Source organism: Actinomycetota bacterium, from assembly GCA_030650795.1.
GTDB lineage: Bacteria > Actinomycetota > Actinomycetes > S36-B12 > S36-B12 > UBA11398.
Genome location: JAUSDJ010000022.1, coordinates 1 through 1,696 on the forward strand (window position 1 = coordinate 1; position 1,696 = coordinate 1,696).

Consider the following 1,696-nt stretch of genomic DNA (forward strand, 5'->3'; position numbering starts at 1 on the left):
CTAGGAGCGTGTCGGAGAAATGAGCGCGAACTGCGCCCAGACGGAACCAGCGGGGGGTTGCGGGATCGTGGATCGGCACCGAGCCGGTTCGAGCCCATGCCCGCGCTGCGGTTTACGCATAGGCAACCTCACGCGCGGCACTCCAACGCCGCACGGCCGCGCTGGCCGTCCGCCACAGTTTGACGAGGTTGTGGACGGCGCACACCAAGTGGAACTCGCCCGTGACCCGGTCCGTGCCCCGCAGCGAGAAGCGGCGAAAGCCGCGGCCCTTGATCTGGCCGAAGACGGGTTCCACCGTAATCTTCCGCTGGGCGTAGATCGCGTGGCCGCGTTTGGTCCGCAGCCGCCGGCGCATCCGGTCGGCGGGGCTGAGCGCCTTCGGGATGCGCCCCCGGGGGGGCCCCGTCGGCGGCGCGCCGTGCCGTTGCCGCTCCACGGCAATGTGGGCCTCGATCGGGTCGCTCGGCCGTTGCTCCAAGGCCTGCACATTGGCCTCGGAGAAATACCCACTGTCCGCGATCACCCCGGCCGCGATGCCCACATTCGCAATCACCTGCGCGACCAGCGGTTGCAGTTGTTGCTTGTCGTTCGCCGCCTGGACCACGTCGGCGGCGACGATCAACTGCGTGTCCACCGTCACCGCCGCCTGCGCGTTGTAGCACTGCTGAAACCCGTCGGCCGTCTTCATGATCCGCGATTCCGGGTCCGTGAAGTTGCGCTGGGCCTTGGGCGCCGGCCGCGCGGCGTCGGGATTCGGCTGCCCGGCGGCCCGCGCCTGCGCCCGGGCCTCGGCTTCGAGCGCCTGCGTCGCTTGCGCGATCTGCGCGACCTGCGCCTGCTTCTGCGCCGCCAGCTCGCGCTTGCGCTCCGCCTCCAGCCGCGCTTTGGCCTCCCGCAACCGCTGCCGGCGTGTCGCCGGATCCTGCAACGCGGCCGGCAGCTCGTCGCCGCGCCGCCCGCGCCCATACCGCTGATCCTCGGCCCGATCCAACGCCTCCGCCTCCGCGAGCAGCCGCCGGACTTCCGCCGCGAGCGCCGCGTGCCGGTCCGGCATCCGCGCGTAGCTCATCGCCTTGTGCTTCGAGGCATTGGCCTCGATCTTCGTCCCGTCCAGCGCGATGCGCCCCACCGTCAAGACGCCCGCTTCCTGGGCGATCCGCAAGGTCTCCAGAAACAGCCCCTGGAACGCCGGCAGGTGCGCGCGGCGAAACGCGCAGATCGTGTCGTGGTCCGGACAGGCATCCGCCGTGAGATACATGAAGCCCAGATCTTCCCGGCACCGGCGCTCGATCTGCCGCGAGCCCGTGATCCCCTGGCTGTAGGCGTAGAGGAGCAGCACGGTCATCATGCGCGGATCATACGGGGGCTGGCCTCGATCCTCGGGATAGGCGTCCAGGATCGGCTGCAGGGTCAACGCCGGCAGCAGGTCCAGCAGGAAGACCGCGAGATGCCCCTCCCCCAGGTGGTCCCGCTTCGACGCCGGCAGCAACGCGGCTTGCTCCGGACTCCACGCCCGGAACACCTTCGTGGGGCTCGCCCCGCGCGGAGGCACGCGGGGCGCCGCCGGCTGTGCCTCCACGGTGAGCAGCGGGGCCTGTTCAGGCGGTGCGGTCTCGCCTCGCGTCGGTGTGTTCATGATTCCACTACACCAGAGTTTTCAGTCAGAGCGGAGAGAAATTCTCCGACACGCTCCTAG

The 1,696-nt window shown here is 70.0% G+C and carries 1 protein-coding gene; it reads right to left on the reverse strand.

Going from position 1 to position 1,696, the window contains the following annotated elements; all coding sequences use genetic code 11:
* Positions 1-112: 112 nt before the first annotated feature.
* Positions 113-1,636: an IS1182 family transposase gene (locus Q7L55_06415; protein MDO8732189.1), complete on the reverse strand. Its 1,524-nt coding sequence runs from the start codon at positions 1,634-1,636 to the stop codon at positions 113-115.
* Positions 1,637-1,696 lie beyond the last annotated feature (60 nt).

Excerpts from the sequence above, each read along its gene's own strand:
- Q7L55_06415 (MDO8732189.1), bottom strand. The coding sequence starts at position 1,636 with ATGAACACACCGACGCGAGGCGAGACCGCACCGCCTGAACAGGCCCCG.